At 36.6% G+C, this 16,470-nt stretch carries 16 protein-coding genes; 7 read left to right on the forward strand and 9 right to left on the reverse strand.

What is annotated here, in order from left to right; genetic code table 11:
- Positions 1–91: 91 nt before the first annotated feature.
- Positions 92–1,096 (forward strand): class 1 fructose-bisphosphatase, encoded by a 1,005-nt coding sequence (gene fbp, locus E0Z07_RS06085; RefSeq protein WP_006257725.1) that lies wholly within the window; start codon positions 92–94, stop codon positions 1,094–1,096.
- A 55-nt stretch (positions 1,097–1,151) separates the two neighbouring features.
- On the opposite strand, the gene E0Z07_RS06090 is transcribed toward fbp, so the two are convergent.
- Positions 1,152–1,580: a fructose 1,6-bisphosphatase gene (locus E0Z07_RS06090; protein WP_006257724.1), complete on the reverse strand. Its 429-nt coding sequence runs from the start codon at positions 1,578–1,580 to the stop codon at positions 1,152–1,154.
- A gap of 266 nt (positions 1,581–1,846) precedes the next feature.
- Here E0Z07_RS06090 and E0Z07_RS06095 point away from each other — a divergent pair, with 266 nt between their 5' ends.
- Positions 1,847–2,275 carry a deoxycytidylate deaminase gene (locus tag E0Z07_RS06095; RefSeq protein WP_006257722.1) on the forward strand — a complete coding sequence of 143 codons (429 nt, stop codon included), beginning with the start codon at positions 1,847–1,849 and terminating at the stop codon, positions 2,273–2,275.
- 12 nt (positions 2,276–2,287) lie between these two features.
- Entirely contained in the window at positions 2,288–3,865 is a 1,578-nt protein-coding gene (locus tag E0Z07_RS06100) for a S41 family peptidase (RefSeq protein WP_006257721.1), read from the forward strand.
- Positions 3,866–4,219: 354 nt separating this feature from the next.
- On the opposite strand, the gene E0Z07_RS06105 is transcribed toward E0Z07_RS06100, so the two are convergent.
- Positions 4,220–6,286 carry a M13 family metallopeptidase gene (locus E0Z07_RS06105; RefSeq protein WP_006257720.1) on the reverse strand — a complete coding sequence of 689 codons (2,067 nt, stop codon included), beginning with the start codon at positions 6,284–6,286 and terminating at the stop codon, positions 4,220–4,222.
- Between the two features lie 161 nt (positions 6,287–6,447).
- Here E0Z07_RS06105 and E0Z07_RS06110 point away from each other — a divergent pair, with 161 nt between their 5' ends.
- From E0Z07_RS06110 to E0Z07_RS06125, 4 genes are all read left to right on the forward strand, one after another.
- The gene (locus E0Z07_RS06110) at positions 6,448–7,158 is read left to right on the forward strand and encodes an SCO family protein (RefSeq protein WP_006257719.1); all 711 of its coding nucleotides are present in this window, start codon (positions 6,448–6,450) and stop codon (positions 7,156–7,158) included.
- Between the two features lie 220 nt (positions 7,159–7,378).
- Positions 7,379–7,609: a FeoA family protein gene (locus tag E0Z07_RS06115; RefSeq protein ID WP_006260493.1), complete on the forward strand. Its 231-nt coding sequence runs from the start codon at positions 7,379–7,381 to the stop codon at positions 7,607–7,609.
- 26 nt (positions 7,610–7,635) lie between these two features.
- Positions 7,636–9,744, forward strand: a complete 2,109-nt coding sequence (gene feoB, locus E0Z07_RS06120; RefSeq protein WP_006257717.1) for a ferrous iron transport protein B — start codon at positions 7,636–7,638, stop codon at positions 9,742–9,744.
- Positions 9,745–9,751: 7 nt separating this feature from the next.
- Positions 9,752–9,883 (forward strand): FeoB-associated Cys-rich membrane protein, encoded by a 132-nt coding sequence (locus E0Z07_RS06125; protein WP_006257716.1) that lies wholly within the window; start codon positions 9,752–9,754, stop codon positions 9,881–9,883.
- A 110-nt stretch (positions 9,884–9,993) separates the two neighbouring features.
- Here E0Z07_RS06125 and trpA read toward each other — a convergent pair whose 3' ends face one another.
- Genes trpA through E0Z07_RS06160 form a run of 7 tightly spaced genes read right to left on the reverse strand, consistent with a single transcriptional unit; the run spans position 9,994 to position 16,304 of the window.
- Positions 9,994–10,764, reverse strand: coding sequence for a tryptophan synthase subunit alpha (trpA, locus tag E0Z07_RS06130; RefSeq protein ID WP_006257715.1), 771 nt, complete (start codon positions 10,762–10,764; stop codon positions 9,994–9,996).
- Positions 10,757–11,944, reverse strand: a complete 1,188-nt coding sequence (gene trpB, locus E0Z07_RS06135; RefSeq protein WP_006257714.1) for a tryptophan synthase subunit beta — start codon at positions 11,942–11,944, stop codon at positions 10,757–10,759. Before trpB ends, trpA begins: the two co-directional genes overlap by 8 nt.
- Complete coding sequence (locus E0Z07_RS06140) at positions 11,931–12,566, reverse strand: phosphoribosylanthranilate isomerase (protein WP_006266133.1); 636 nt, start codon at positions 12,564–12,566, stop codon at positions 11,931–11,933. Before E0Z07_RS06140 ends, trpB begins: the two co-directional genes overlap by 14 nt.
- 6 nt (positions 12,567–12,572) lie before the next feature.
- Positions 12,573–13,361, reverse strand: a complete 789-nt coding sequence (trpC, locus tag E0Z07_RS06145) for an indole-3-glycerol phosphate synthase TrpC (protein WP_131540478.1) — start codon at positions 13,359–13,361, stop codon at positions 12,573–12,575.
- Complete coding sequence (gene trpD / locus E0Z07_RS06150) at positions 13,358–14,350, reverse strand: anthranilate phosphoribosyltransferase (protein ID WP_006266135.1); 993 nt, start codon at positions 14,348–14,350, stop codon at positions 13,358–13,360. The genes trpC and trpD overlap by 4 nt, the downstream gene beginning before the upstream one ends.
- Positions 14,351–14,354: 4 nt before the next feature.
- The gene (locus E0Z07_RS06155; RefSeq protein WP_025125773.1) at positions 14,355–14,915 is read right to left on the reverse strand and encodes an anthranilate synthase component II; all 561 of its coding nucleotides are present in this window, start codon (positions 14,913–14,915) and stop codon (positions 14,355–14,357) included.
- Between the two features lie 3 nt (positions 14,916–14,918).
- A complete protein-coding gene (locus E0Z07_RS06160; RefSeq protein ID WP_131540479.1) occupies positions 14,919–16,304 on the reverse strand; it encodes an anthranilate synthase component I family protein in 1,386 nt (461 codons plus the stop codon).
- Positions 16,305–16,470: the final 166 nt, after the last annotated feature.

Genomic DNA, 16,470 nt, shown 5'->3' on the forward strand with positions numbered 1-16,470 from the left:
TTATTGATTTAATGGTTAATGTCTTCGGTTAGACAACAAAATTAACGATATTTGCACTGTAAAATACACAACTTAAGAATCATTTTTGAAAATGACAACAGAAAGATCTCAAACTTTAGGAGAGTTTATCATTGAAAAACAAGAAGATTTTAAATATTCTTCTGGTGAGTTATCAAGATTAATTAACTCTCTTAGACTAGCTGCTAAAGTAGTAAGTCACCAAGTTAACCAAGCAGGTTTAGTTGACATCGTAGGTGCTTTTGGAAAACAAAATGTACAAGGTGAGCAACAGCAGAAACTTGATGTTTTTGCAAACGAAGTATTCATTAAAACACTTATCAATAGAGAAATCGTATGTGGTATCGCTTCTGAAGAAGAGGATGATTTTATTTCTATCCACGGTAGAGATAATAGCAACGAGAACAAGTATGTAGTGCTAATGGATCCACTAGACGGTTCGTCTAATATCGATGTGAATGTATCAGTAGGTACTATTTTCTCTATTTATAGACGTGTGACTCCTATCGGAACTCCTGTAACAAAAGAAGACTTCTTACAAAAAGGAGAGAATCAAGTAGCAGCAGGATATATTGTATACGGTTCTTCTACGATGTTAGTTTATACTACAGGTAATGGAGTACACGGGTTTACATTAAATCCAGCGATCGGTACATTCTTCTTGTCTCACCCGAATATGAAGATTAATGAGGATGGGCATATCTACTCTATCAATGAGGGGAACTATGTACACTTCCCACAAGGGGTAAAAGATTACTTAAAGTACTGTCAAGCAGAAGAGAATGATAGACCATATACTTCTAGATACATCGGTAGTTTAGTATCTGATATTCACCGTAATATTCTAAAAGGAGGTATCTACATTTACCCTACTAGTACTAAAGCTCCTAAAGGGAAACTAAGATTGTTATATGAGTGTAATCCTATTGCATTCATCATTGAGCAAGCTGGTGGTAGAGCATCTGATGGTTATACTCGTATCATGGAGATAGAGCCAACGGAGTTACACCAACGTGTTCCTTTCTTCTGTGGTAGTAAAAACATGGTAGAAAAAGCTGAAGAGTTTATGAAGAAATAAGAAGTATTTCTATAAAATAACAAGTGAGCTAATCTTTAGGATTAGCTCACTTTTTTTATTTTTTAAGGTTGTGAATTTCTTCTATGAAGGTATCTATATCCACATTTAAGACTAATAACGATAGAGATTTATCTACTAAGAAATCTATATTGTTAGTGAAACCTAAGGCAACAGCAAATTTCTTTAATATCTCTTTTTGTTTTGGTCCTAATACGTGATTTACATATACCATTCTTGCCAAATCGTATAATCTTTCGATACGATTGGTCTCTAGATAGGGAGGGTTGACAGGATAGCTCTCTGGGTTCTTTAATATATTCGCATAGTCCTCGTCGCTGATTTCTAGTCGAATAGCTAGTTCATCTAAGAAAGCTTTTTCCTCTGTACTACAATGTCCATTCGCTAACGCCACACGTACTATCGAAGCAAAGTGGCCTTTGTTTCTCTCTCTAAATCCTAAATCAAATAATTCTGAGTATGACATTTTTGTTTGTTTTTTGGTTAGTAAATTGGTTCAGTTTATTATATCTAATATAATGATAAATTATGGAGTCCATAGTTTTTTTATGATATTTTTATGCTTATCATAATTATGTATGTTTTTAGTAGTGAGTTTATAATAGATTGTTCGTTTGGATAGTAAATTAGATAAACGAAGTAAGTTCCTATTCTAAGATTGGTGAATTAACAAAAAGGTTTGTGTATTTTTGTTAGATCAAAGGGATAGAGAACTTTGTAAATATTTCTGATATGAATGAATCAAAAATAACTAAATATGATAAGGCTTATTTGCGTATGGCTCGCGAATGGGGACAACTATCGTATTGTAAACGAAAAAAGGTAGGAGCGATTATTGTAAAAGATAGAATGATTATTTCTGACGGATACAATGGGACACCTACTGGTTTTGAGAATTGTTGTGAAGACGAAAACGATACTACGCACTGGTATGTGCTACATGCTGAGGCTAACGCTATCTTGAAGGTAGCTAGTTCTACACAGAGTTGTCAAGGGGCTACACTTTATATCACGATGTCTCCATGTAGAGACTGTAGTAAACTTATCCATCAGGCAGGGATTACTAGAGTGGTGTACAGTGAAGGTTACCGTGATACAGAAGGGGTAGACTTTTTAGAAAAAGCAGGGGTGGATGTCGTATTTCTTCCTGACCTTGATTAATATCCACTGTAGATGAAAAAGTTTTTTTGGCCTCTGATTATATCGATTTCTTTATCCTTAGGTATTTTACTAGGAGGCTTTCTTGTATCTGCTTCTTATCGTGGAAAAACAGGTTTTTATACCAATCACAATAAGCTTAAATTAAATCGGCTAATTGATTTTATAGAGAAGGAGTATGTAGATAATGTAGATACTGACTCTATCGTCGATAGAACGGTGACTACTATTCTAGAACAACTAGATCCACACTCTATCTATATCGGCAAGAGTGAGCTACAGTCTGTGACAGAGTCTATGCAAGGTAGTTTCGTAGGGATAGGGGTGAACTACTATTACTATAAAGATAGTGTCGCTGTAATCAAAGATATCGTAGATGGCCCCGCTTTTAAATCTGGTATACAGCCGGGTGACCGTATCATAAGTGCTGACGGACAGCATCTGTATGGAAAGGAGATGACCTCTGATAGTATCGCTAAATACTTAAGAGGGGAAAGGGATACTGATGTAAAATTAGAAGTCTATCGTAAGACTGTAGGTAAGAAGCTAGACATTGTGGTCAATAGACAGCCTATTCCTATCAAGAGTGTAGATGCTGCATTTAAGTTATCAGACGGTAGAGGATATATTAAGCTCAATAGATTCTCTAGTACAACTTACGAGGAGTTTAAAAAGGCGCTAGAGGATCTGATTACGCAAGATATTTCTAGCCTAGTCCTAGATTTGAGAGATAATGGAGGAGGGTATATGGATCAAGCAGTGAATATGCTAAATGATTTATTAAAGAAAGATCAGGTAATCGTAAAGACTGTAAATAAAGGTGGTCAAGAGAGAGTCACAAAGTCTAAAGGAAGTGGTCTCTTTACAGATAAGCCTCTTTATGTATTGATTAATGAGAATTCTGCTTCTGCTAGTGAAATTATAGCTGGAGCGATACAGGATAATGATAGAGGTACTATCGTAGGGCGTAGAAGCTTCGGTAAAGGACTTGTACAACGAGAATTGATGCTCGGGGATGGTTCTGCTATTAGATTGACTACAGCTCGTTACTTCACTCCTTCTGGACGATCTATACAGAAGCCTTATACGATGGGGGTAGAAGAGTATAATAACGATTTTAGAACGAGATATGCACATGGAGAGTTATATGCTGCTGATAGTATAAAAGTAGCCGATAGCCTACAGTATAAAACCTTAAAAGGACGTGTAGTCTATGGAGGTGGTGGTATAGTACCAGATATCTTTGTTCCGATAGGTAATAAGCATGGAGATGACACTGTGGTACTTCTGATGAAATCGGGTATTGTAAGCTTCTTTGTATTCCAAGAGATCGATAAAGAAAGAGCGAAGTTTACTAATATGTCTAAAGAAGAGGTGATAGACTATGTGATGTCTTCTGATAAAGTATTTAAAGCTTATATTAAACATCTAGAAGGCAATAAACTATTCTTCAAATTAGATAAGCGAAAACAGATTGTGAAGCGATTCTTAGTCGGAGAGTTTTTAAGTCAATTATACACTAGTGAGGATTACTATCTATGGATGTTAGAAGTAGACCCTATGATTAAAAAGATAGACGAGAAAACCTTATAGTTAGGAAGAACTCAATATAATAATACTAAAGCATTGTGATTATCACAATGCTTTTTTGTTGGATAAAGTGTTACTTGTTTATTTCTTGTTGTCTATGATAGAACAGTCAAAGGATAACGATAACATAGTGGTCGCATACTTTTAGCTCTTTTTTATGCGAGCAGTATCCCATAACTATGCGACCACTATGCGATAAGTCCAATTAGGGTTGATATAGTGAAGCGCTGTTTTTGTATGTATGGTGTTGAAGTTGAGGTTGTTGTTTGGATTTTGTGTAGGCTTAGCCTTGTCGTATGTATAAAACAATAAAGGAGCCTCATTGAGACTCCTTTATCCTTATTTATTCTGTTCTGATTACCAGATTTTAACTCTTTCCTCAGGTTTGATGTATAATTTATCACCTTCTTTAATATCAAATGCTTTGTAGAAAGCATCTACGTTTTGAAGAGGTACATACGCTCTGTAGTGTCCAGGAGCGTGAGGGTCAGTTTTCACTTGGTTTTTAATTGCCTCATCACGAGCTTTAGTTCTCCAGATAGTTCCCCAAGAGATAAAGAAACGTTGCTCAGGTGTGAATCCGTCGATTAGACCTGGATCACCATTTTCTTTTAAATAGATTTGTAATCCGTCATAAGCAGCATTAACACCACCTAAGTCTCCGATATTCTCACCTAAAGTGAATTTACCGTCTACGAATACACCTGGTAGAGGCTCTAATGCGCTGTACTGAGCAGCTAAAGCATCACCTAATTTAGTAAAACTAGCTAAGTCAGCGTCAGTCCACCAGTTGTTTAAGTTTCCGTTTTTATCATAACGAGCTCCTGAGTCATCAAAACTGTGAGAGATCTCGTGTCCGATTACAGCTCCGATACCACCATAGTTAATCGCTTCGTCAGCTTTATAATCATAGAATGGAGGTTGTAAGATAGCAGCAGGGAATACTATTTCGTTATAGATAGGGTTGAAGTAAGCGTTCACTGTCTGTGGAGCCATTCCCCAACGAGATTTATCTACAGGTTTACCGAAGTCTTCCATGTTTTTAGCAAAATCCCATTTAGTAGCATTCTTCATGTTTTCGAAGTGATTACCACCGTCTTTAGGAGCTTTAATATCCATAGCAGAGTAATCTTCCCATTTGTCAGGGTAACCGATTTTCACTGTTGTAGTTGCTAATTTTTCTAAAGCACCTTTTTTAGTTTCTTCAGCCATCCATGGTAATGCTTTGATACGATCACCGAAAGCTGTAAGTACGTTTTTAATCATTGCTTGAGCTTTTGCTTTCGCTTCAGCAGGGAATTTTTTAGCAACGTATAATTGTCCTAAAGCTTCTCCTACAGTACCGTTAACTACAGCTAATGCTCTTTCGTCAACAGGTCTTTGTTCTTTAGCACCTTCTAATGTTTTAGAGTAGAACTCCCAGTTCGCTTTCTCCATCTCAGTAGATAAGAAGCTAGCATTTTTGTTCACTAAAGTCCATTTCATATACGCTTTGATATCTTCGATATTCTTAGCAGAAAGGATTTCGTTAAGTGCTTTCATGTATTTCGGTTGAGATACAATTAGCTTTTCAACGTTCTTTAATCCTGTAGCAGCGATATAAGCATTCCAATCAACAGCAGGTGTTAATTTTTGAAGCTCAGCTACTGTCATAGGGTTATAAGTAAGACGGCTATCTCTACGCTCTACTCTAGTAAGGCGAGGTTCAGCCATTTTAGTTTCGATCGCTAATACACGTTTAGAATCTGTAGTAGCCTCTTCTTTAGGTTCACCAGCTAATTCTAACATACGTGCTACGTGTGCTACGTATTGGTCACGTTTTTCAGTGATGTCTTTATCTTTTAATACATAATAATCACGATCAGGTAAACCTAAAGAACCTAAACTGATGTATACTGTATTTTCTTGAGAGCTTTTTGCATCTGCATATACGTAGATAGAATATAATCCTAACCCTCCTTCAGCTACTAATTCGTTGATTAGTTTAGTCGCATCTTCTGGAGTTTTGATTGCATTGATTTTATCTAAGTAAGGTTTAAGAGGAGCTACTCCTAACTCATTTCTTTTAGCTTCATCTAAGTAAGTTTGGAATACAGCTACAGCTTTAGCTTGATCAGATTTAGGATCAAGTTTAGAGTCTTCAGCAGCCTCTCTAAGGATAGCAAGGGCATCCTTATCTGTGTTTTGTCTTAATTCATCAAAACTTCCCCAACGTGTTCTGTCATTTGGAATTTCAGTTTTGTCATACCAAGCACCGTTTACATAACGGAAAAAGTCATCACCAGGCTTTACATTTTTATCCATGTATTCTAGGTTGATTCCATGAGCTACTTGATCTTCTTGCTCTGTCGTATTCTTAGCATCTTTACAAGCTACTAATGATACTACAGCGAAGGCAGAGGTTAATAAAACTCTTTTGTTCATAGTATATAATTAATTTTGTTCCTATTGATATTCTAACAAAAATAGAAAATATCTTTTATAATCGTATTTTTCTCTACTTTAAATAAGACATCTTGTATTTATCATGTCTTTAACCTTCAGGTTAAAAGGGATTTTGTAAGTTTGTCGAAACTCTATTTAAAATGTTACACTTTTTCAAGAAATATAAATACTTTTTTATTTTCTTCTTCCTTTTATGTGCAGGGATCATGGTGATGTTCTACAATGCACTGAAGTATAGAAAATCACTACCAGTATATACACCTGCTATGGTGAATCCTGAGATGGTAGATAGTTTAATCCAACATGAGGCCAATAAACAGAAGCACAAGATAGCTGCTTTTAAGTTCTTAAACCAGAATGGTGATACAATTACAAATAAAGATTATGAAGGACATATCTATGTAGCTGATTTCTTCTTTACCACTTGTACTACGATTTGTCCTATCATGAGTGATAATATGGTTTGGCTTCAAGATAAGATTAAGACTCTGCCAGGCGTTAAATTATTATCACACTCAGTAACTCCTGATATCGATAGTGTACCTGTGCTAAAAGAATATGCATTACACAAAGGCGCTGATGATAAGATATGGAACTTAGTAACAGGGGATAAAAGAGATATCTATTATATCGCTCGTAACTCTTACTTAGCTGTGAAGACGGGGTCTCCAGAAGAGATGTATGATATGGTACACACCGAAAACTTTATTCTAGTAGATGGCAATGGCCGTATCCGTGGGTTCTATGACGGTACTAATCTAGATACTCCTGATAAAGAAGCTAAGAATATGCAGCAGCTATGGGAAGACATCCAATGGCTGTATGAGCATGAAAATAGTAAGTCAAAGTAATTAAATAATTATACAGTATAATCCCTCTACATTTATTAGTTGATGTAGGGGGATTTTTTATATATGAATATTTCTGTTTCTAAGTTATGAATCAAAATAAGCTAATAATGAAAAGGTTGTGCGGTAATTATAGTAGTATTAATACTGATAATTATTAGGAATATAGTTCTATAATCTTTTTTATTGACTAAATTTGCAATATGAATTAAATCTAAATAAGGTGAGTACAACTTTAGACTTATTAAAAAGAAATGAAAAAGGAGTGATAGCAGACTTCGATATGCACAAGGTTCCTTTAAAACTATTAGAGATGGGATGTCTACCAGGTAATGCTGTGGAACTTCTAGAGGTAGCTCCTCTAGGTGACCCAATATATCTGTGTATTAATGATACGCATTTATCTATTCGAAAAGAATTAGCTAAGGAGATACAAGTAGAATTAATTGGCTAATTAGATTAAGATATTACATATAGTTGATGAAAAAAGATATAAAAGTTGCCCTAATAGGTAATCCTAATGTAGGGAAAACCTCTGTATTCAATGCCCTGACGGGTCTTAACCATAAGATAGGAAATTATCCTGGTATTACTGTAGATAAAAAATCTGGAGTAGCGAAGTTAGATGATAAAGTAAATGCTACTATTATCGACTTACCAGGAACATATAGTATTAATGCGAGTTCTGAAGATGAACGCATTGTATTAGACTTATTATTTGATCCTACTAATGATGACTTTCCAGATGTTACTGTTGTAGTAGCTGATATAGAAAATCTAAAGCGTAACTTATTACTATTTACTCAGGTTAAAGAACTTGGTGTTCCTACGATATTAGCTGTTAATATGGCTGATCATATGGACGAGAAGGGGATTAGTCTGAAGATAGCGGAGTTAGAAAAGAAATTAAATACAAAGATTGTTTTAATCAGTGCGAAGAAAAAACTTGGTATTCAAGAGTTAAAACAAGCAATATTAAATTATAGAACGTATTCTATAGAACCATGTGTGAATGCTACAGCAGTAGACACAGAGTTCTTTAGTAAACTTGCTTTGACATTCCCTAACCTTTCTGTATTCAAATTGTGGATGATCTATTCACAAGACATCAAGATCGGGAATATAGGGAAGAAAGAGATAGAGGCGAAGGGAGTTCAGTTGTCAGAAAGTGAAATCAAAAAGCTTCAACACAAAAAGACAATCAAGAGATATCAGTTTATCAACGACGTTTTAAAAGAAACGTATTCACGTGATGTCAATAAAGCTACAGATCTTCGTTCTAAAGTAGATAGAATACTTACCCATAAAGTGTATGGATACCTAATCTTCTTTGCGATTATGATGTTGGTCTTCCAGGCTATCTTTGAGTGGTCAAGTATTCCGATGGATTGGATTGATGAGCAGTTTGCTAATCTTAGTTCTTGGGTACACGATACGATGGAGCCAGGTAAGCTTACAGATTTGATAGCGGATGGTATCGTACCAGGTATCGGAGGGGTAATGCCTTTCATTCCTCAGATTGCTATTCTATTTATGTTTATTTCTATCTTAGAAGAGACAGGGTATATGAGTAGAGTGGTGTTCTTAATGGATAGATTAATGCGTCCATTCGGATTAAGTGGTAAATCAGTAGTGCCACTTATCTCTGGTAATGCATGTGCTATTCCAGCGATTATGTCAGCTCGTAATATCGAGAACCCTAAAGAAAGATTGATTACAATACTTGTAACACCGTTTACTACGTGTTCTGCTCGTATTCCAGTATATATTATCATTATTGCCTTAGTAATTCCTGATACACGTGTATTTGGATTCTTAAGTATACAAGGATTGACATTGACGTTATTCTATCTAGTAGGATTCTTAGCAGCTTTGTTATCATCTTGGGCATTGAGTAAATACATCAAAAGCGAGCGCAAGTCATACTTCGTAATCGAGATGCCAAACTACCGTACTCCGATTATTAAGAACGTAGTGGTGAATATGTATGAGAAGACTAAAGCATTCGTAGTAGGTGCGGGTAAGATTATATTCGTATTATCGATCATCATTTGGTTCTTAGGTGCTCATGGACCAGGAGAACGCTTTGAGAATGCTGAGAAACATATTACAGAAGTATATCAAGATAAAGAGGTAAGCGAAGAAGAATTAAGCGAGCATATCGCTAGTTATAGATTAGAGAATTCTTATATCGGTATTCTAGGTAAAACAATAGAGCCTGTAATCAAACCTCTAGGATATGACTGGAAAGTAGGTATCGCAGTATTGTCTTCTTTCGTAGGACGTGAAATCTTCGTAGGAGTACTTGGAACTATTTATAATGTAGGATCTGGGGATGAGAACGATGAAGATGGACGTATTAAACAAAAAATGGCAGCAGAGATATGGCCTGATACAGGACAACCAGTCTTCACGCTAGCCAGTGGGGTGTCACTAATGTTCTTTTATGCTTTTGCGATGCAGTGTACAGCTACAGTAGCAATCGTGAAAAGAGAGACTAAGTCTTGGAAATGGACTATCTACCAATTAGTGTTTATGACTGTTTTTGCGTATGTCGCAGCTTTAATAGCATATCAACTTTTAAAATAAAGTAATTATGGGTTACCAAGAAATAATTGCCTATGCAATTGTAATTATTGCATTGGGGTACATCATTAAAAAAGGCTTTTGGAAGAATAAAACGAATAAGAAAGGTTCTTGTGGCGGAGGTAGCTGCGGATGTTCTTAATCACCATTCTTTAAAATAACAAAATAGGCAACTCGCATGAGTTGCCTATTTTGTTTAGTATATATCGTTAAATCTTAAATGTGGCGAATTCGCCATAATTAGGGCTATACTTACCTAATGCTTTTGATGAAGTTATGGATACTCTCCTCACTAATGCCATGTTCATTAATATGCTTCATAAAGGCTGTTCCTATAATCGCCCCTGAGCTATATTGATTGGTCAGGTTATAGGTGTGTTTATCTCTTACTCCAAAGCCGATAAGAGCAGGATTTTTAAGCTTTAAATCTTGAATGTATTTATAGTATGCTTGTTGCTCTTCTAAAGACTTGTTAGAGCCTGTGGTTCCATTAGAAGAAACTAAATAGATAAAACCATTTGTCTGTTCATCTATATGGCGTACACGTTCTATCGAAGTATCATTACTTATCAACATGATATTACTGACGTTGTGTTGATCACAGTGTGTCTTGAAATGGGATAAGTAGTAGTCCATAGGTAAGTCTGGAAGGATAATACCATCTACACCTACTTCTGCGCATTTCGCTATGAATGCCTCTACACCATATCTTAGTACTGGATTTAGATACCCCATTAAGACAACAGGTATAGTAATGTGCTGTCTCATTTCTTTTAATTGTTCGAATAGCTTAGAGACTGTAATACCGTTTAGTAAAGCCTGCTCACTACTGTGCTGTATAACTGGCCCGTCTGCTAGTGGATCTGAGAAAGGCATGCCTATTTCTACTAAATCTACACCAGCGTTATCTAGATTCTTTAAGATGGTCATGGTGTCTTCTATAGCAGGATAACCAGCTGTGAAGTAGATCGAAAGTATATTGGATTTCTTCTCGGTGAAGAGTGTGTTGATTCTGTTATTCATGGTTAAAGTATTTAGAGTAAGTAATCATGTCTTTATCGCCTCGTCCTGATAAGTTTACCACTACGATATCGCTTTCTTTTAGCTCCATCTTATTTAGGTAAGCCAAGGCGTGTGCTGATTCTAGTGCAGGTATAATCCCATCTATACGCGTTAATTCAAAAGCAGCTTTGATCGCTTCATCATCTGTGATACTACCTACAGTGATCTTACCTGTATCACTCAGATAGGCATGTGCAGGTCCTATACCAGGATAATCTAATCCGGCTGAGATAGAATAAGGCTCTATAATCTGTCCATCCTCTGTCTGTATAAGGTAAGTCTTACTACCGTGGATAATACCTTGTTTTCCTAAGGCGATAGTAGCCGCAGTCTGTCCTGTTTCTACTCCTAGACCTGCCGCTTCTACTGCGATTAATTTTGTATGACCATTGTCTATAAAGTGGTAGAAAGCGCCCATCGCATTACTTCCCCCACCTACACATGCTACTACATAGTCTGGGTTAGGAGTATTCTCTTGCTCTATTAGCTGTGCTTTTATTTCTTTACTGATGATAGATTGGAACTTCGCTACCATATCAGGATAAGGATGAGGTCCTACTACAGAACCGATCACATAATAGGTCTCTTGTGGATTATTGATCCATTCGCGTATAGCTTCATTTGTAGCGTCTTTTAAAGTCTTGCTCCCACTCTCAGCAGCTACTACTTTTGCCCCTAGCATACGCATGCGTTCTACATTAGGCTTCTGACGTTCGATATCGTGTGCTCCCATAAATACAGTACACTCTAGATTTAAGAGTGCGCAAGTAGTAGCAGTAGCTACCCCATGTTGCCCTGCACCTGTCTCAGCTATAATTCTCTTTTTGCCTAAGCGTTTGGCTAAGAGTACTTGCCCTATCGTATTGTTGATTTTATGGGCTCCTGTGTGGTTTAGATCTTCTCTCTTTAGATAAATCTTTGCTTTATATTTAGCAGACAAGTTAGCAGAATAGAATAGAGGAGTAGGTCTCCCCACATAATCTTTAAGTAGCTTGTTTAGTTCTTGTTGAAAATCTTCCGTCTGTATAATGTCAAGGTATCTCTCTTGTAAGTCTGATACATTCTTATACAGCATCTCAGGGATAAATGAACCTCCATATTCTCCGTAATATCCTTGTTCGTTTGGGTTAAATTCTTTCATAGTCTCTTATTTCTTTTACTAGTTTTCTCACTAGTGTTATGTCTTTATGATGTTGATTGTTTTCTAATTTACTGTTGAGGTCAAACCCTGCTAATCTAGTATCTCGTAATAGCAAAGCAGATTGTATGTTGTGTAATCCTAATCCTCCGCTTAGTAGATAAGGGGTACTAGCTTGATAATGCTGTAATACATCCCAATCAAATGATAATCCACTACCACCATGCTGTGGAGTAGGCGTGTCAAATACAAATAAGTCACAGTAAGGTTCGTATTGTTCTAATTGACTTAAGTCCTCTGCTGTTCCTATAGAGAAAGCCTTGATTACCTTTATTCCTTGTTCTTTATAATAAGCACAATCTTCGGGGCTTTCGTTACCGTGCAACTGTACATAGTCTAGCTTATACTGTTTTATGCGTTGTTCTATCTCTTCTCTTGTAGCATTGACGAATACACCTACTTTCTGAATATGATGAGGTAGGTTATCAACAGCCTTGTTAATATCTCTACTTAGATATCGCTTTGATTTCGGATAAAAGATAAATCCCATCATGTCAATGTGCTCTTGTCCAACAGAATTAATATTTTCTATATCAAACATCCCACAGATCTTTATCTTCTTCATCGCTGTTTACAATTTAATCTCTTGTTGTAATAGCCTTAATTGTTCAGCAGGATTAGCCATCTTCATAAAGTATTCTCCCATTAAGAACCCTGAGAATCCATTGTCAGCTAATTCTAATAACGTAGCGGCATTCTGTATACCACTTTCTGCTATCTTGACTGCCTGCTGAGGTAATAGATTAGCTAGAGCGATACTGTGCTGAATATTTACCTCAAAGGTGTTTAGATCTCTATTATTTATCCCGATGAGGTCAAACTCAGTATGTAAATGATCTCGTATTTCTTGTTCAGTATGTGTCTCTAGCAATACTTGTAAGCCAAGCTGATGTGCATAATCAGTCAATACTTTGACACGCTCTATAGGAAGCATCTTAGCAATCAATAGAATGGCGTCTGCACCTATCGCTTTAGCTTCTTCTATCTGGTACTCGTCTAGGATAAAGTCTTTTTGTAATAGAGGCAGGTTTACCGAAGTACGAGCGTTAGCAAAGTCAGTGGGTAGAGCACCGAAGAATTGACTGTCATTTAGAATAGATAAAGCCGCTGCTCCATTCGCTTCATACCCTTTTACTATCTCAGTGATATCTGCGTTGGGATGAATGATTCCTTTAGAAGGAGACTGTCTTTTAAACTCTGCGATGATGGCTCTGTTGTTTTTAGCCGTGATACAAGCTTTAAAATCAATCGGTGTTCTGTTGTATAATGGAGTATTTCTTAGTTCAGCAATACTCTTTATAGTCTTGCGTTGGGCTACTTCTATCCGTTTATGTGCTTTTATTTGTTCTAATATCTTCATCTCAATTCTTTTAGTATTTCAAACTTCTCTTTTGCCTTTCCTCCTAGTAGTGATTCTTCTGCTCTTGCTTTTGCCTCTAAGATGCTTAGTTCAGGATAGTAAGTATTAATAGCTAATGCACTATTAGCAAGGACTACACTATTCTGAGCAGGAGTACCTTTACCTTTAAGTATTTGCCAGAAGATATAAGCTGACTCTTCTACTGTTTTTCCTCCTTTGATATCTTCTTCACGGATGACAGGACTATTAAAGTAAGAAGCGTCTATTAGTTTCTCTTCTTTGTTATTGATTAGCTTAGCTGATTTAGTCAAGCTACATTCATCATAGCCGTCTAAGGCGTGTATAATGCTATACTGTGTATTCTCCTCTTGTAAGAAGTATTTATACATTCTCAATAACTCTAGGTTAAACAGTCCTACTAATTGTACTTTAGGCTGAGCAGGATTAGTCAATGGGCCAAGCATATTAAAGAATGTCTTCACTCCAAGTGCTTTTCTCACAGGAGCGATTCTCTTCATAGCAGGGTGAAATAGTGGTGCGTGTAGAAAACAGATATTGGCTTCAGCTAATTGTTCTTTTAGCTCTGCTTCTGTGCTTTTAAAATGTATACCCAAGTTCTCCATCACACTTGATGATCCTGAGATAGATGATACACCATAGTTACCATGCTTAGCTACAGGTACACCTGCTCCAGCTGTCACAAAGGATGATAGTGTAGATATATTAAAAGTGTCTTTTCCGTCTCCTCCTGTACCACATAAGTCCATAGGGTTATAGTCGGATAGATCCACCTTATTAGCAAGCTGTAGCATTCCTTCTCGGAAGCCTCTTAGCTCATCTAATATGATGGGTCTCATGATAAATGTAGTCAGTAGAGAAGCCATCTGTGCATCTGTGTACTTATCATTAGCCATGTTGATGACTATCTCTTTGGCTTGTTCTGTAGTAAGTGTTTTATGTTGTATTAAGTGATTTAGTATCTCTTTCATAGCATTAGTTTTTAATCCAATTTTTAATTATCTCTTTCCCATAAGTAGTAAGTATCGACTCTGGGTGAAACTGTACTCCTCTGACATTAAGTGTTCGGTGCTTCACCGCCATGATATGTTGTTGCTCGTCATAGGCTGTTATCGCTAGTTCACTATTACTTTCTTCTATTACCCACGAGTGATAATGTGCGATAGGGGAGTGATCTGGAATAGACTGGAATAGTTCATCAGGTGCAGCGAGCTGCATAGGTGATGATATTCCGTGTAAGGGTGTTTCCAGTCTCTTTAATTGGTGGCCATAGTACTCACCTATAGCCTGATGTCCTAGACAGATCCCTAATATGTCTTTATGGTCAGCAGCGTAGGCTATCACGTCCATTAGTTTTCCTGCTTCTGATGGAATACCTGGCCCTGGCGAAAGGATAATCTTATCGTACTGATCTATTTGCTCAAGTTCGATCTTATCATTCTTGATGATATCTATTGTTTCTACTCCTAGTTCTTTTAAGATGTGTATCACATTGTAGATAAAGGAATCATAGTTGTCGATTACTAATACTTTCATAACTTATATGTTTTGGGCTTCACGGATAGCTAGAGTGATAGCACTTAGTTTGTTTTCTATTTCTTTTAATTCTGACAAGTCATTTGATTTGGTCACGATACCACATCCCGCCTGATAGTGTAACTCATTCTGATAACTCAGAGCAGATCGGATAAAGATGGCATGGTTAATCTCTCCATCTAAGGTGATAAAACCTATCGTACCTCCATAGAACCCTCTGCTCTCTGGTTCATACTGATTGATTAGTTCCATCGCTCTGTGCTTAGGCGCTCCTGATAGTGTCCCTGCAGGGAAGGTATTGGCGAATACATTAAGGCTATTTTTCTGCATATCTATGGTAGCACTGACTTTAGAGACTAGATGGATGACATGAGAGTATTGCTCTACCGTTTTATATTCTTCTACTGTGACCTCTGTCCCTGTGATACTTAGGTCATTTCTAGCCAAGTCTACTAGCATAATGTGTTCTGCATTCTCTTTAGGGTCATTTAGCAGTTGATGTGTTAGTATCTCGTTTTGAGCCTTATCCTCTGTTTTTCTAAATGTGCCTGCTATTGGATTGACATAGGCTTTATTTTCTTTTACGACTACTTGTGCCTCAGGAGAAGAACCGAATATCTTAAATGCTCCATAGTCAAAGTAGAATAGGTAAGGAGAAGGGTTAATAGAGCGAAGTGCTCTATATACATTAAACTCATCTCCTGTAAAACGCTGTTTGTACTTACGTGAGAGTACCAGCTGGAATACATCTCCTCTGTAGCAGTGTTCTTTTCCTTTTTTTATAATCTCTAGAAACTCTTCATCTGTGTAAGGTGTCTTTGGAGCATCTACCGTTTTGAAAGGGTAGGGAGTAATGCTATTGGTGTTTAGATAGGCATGTATTTTATTCAATTGACTTTCTTCTCCTGTACGAGTGTATTCTACTAAGTGCATTTCATTTTTATAGTGATCATATACTATGACATATTTAAAGAAATGGTATTGCATTAAAGGAATGCTTGTATCAGTAGCCTTAAACTGTATATCATGTACTAATGGGATACTGTCATAACTAGTGTATCCATAGATACCAGCCTTTAGATAATCATAGTGATTAGCGTTTTCTACCTTGATCTCTTTGATAAATAATTGTAACTGATCTAGTACATTGATATCAGCTGTAGTATGTGTAGTCGTGTTCTCTAAGGTCTGTACTGTAGTCGTATCTGCAGTAACGATATAAGACATCATCGGGTCAAAACAGATGTATGAACAACTGTTCTCTCTAGAGTGGTTACTAGAGTTTTCTAATAAGAAGCTATTAGAGAATTTGTCTCTTAGTTTTAAGTAAATTTCGATAGGAGTGTATAGGTCTCCAAGTATCTTTTTGTGATTGATGTGTAGTGTCATTTCCTTTATTTTTTTGAATTTAATGCATAAAAAAAGCCTGCTAGGGGTTCCTAGCAGGCTTTATCTATATAATATGTGTATATAATTCTATCTATAATTACTCACAACTTAAATACATAGTACGACCAACCGAACCCTGATAGGATTTAGCTAGCCACCACCAATT

It is taken from the genome of Myroides odoratimimus (assembly GCF_004337635.1).
GTDB lineage: Bacteria > Bacteroidota > Bacteroidia > Flavobacteriales > Flavobacteriaceae > Flavobacterium > Flavobacterium odoratimimum.